This window comes from Pseudomonas sp. 10C3 (assembly GCF_036346185.1).
Lineage (GTDB): Bacteria > Pseudomonadota > Gammaproteobacteria > Pseudomonadales > Pseudomonadaceae > Aquipseudomonas.
The window spans coordinates 1-255 of record NZ_JASJVE010000148.1; the positions used below are offsets into that span (position 1 = coordinate 1).

The 255-nt window shown below is 62.0% G+C and carries 1 protein-coding gene; it reads right to left on the reverse strand.

Features of this window, described 5'->3' with window-relative positions; all coding sequences use genetic code 11:
* The coding region (locus QN399_RS26445) for an Hsp70 family protein (RefSeq protein ID WP_330201959.1) at nucleotides 1-255 on the reverse strand (255 nt) is incomplete at both ends.

The following is a 255-nucleotide window of genomic DNA, read 5'->3' on the forward strand; positions in this document are numbered from 1 at the left end:
GAACGGGGTGCGGCAGCGCTCGAGGAGGTCGGAGGTCATGCGCTGGAACTCAGCGCGGGTCAGCTTCTCGTCAAGGTGGAGAGGCCCAGCAGCACCAGCGGTGATGTACGGCAGATTGATATGGGTTTCAGAAGCCTGCGACAACTCAGTCTTGGCGCGCTCGGCGGCCTCCTGCAGACGCTGCTTGGCCATCTTGTCGGCAGCCAGGTCAATGCCGTTAGCGTTCTTGAACTGGGTGACGAGCCAGTCGACGAT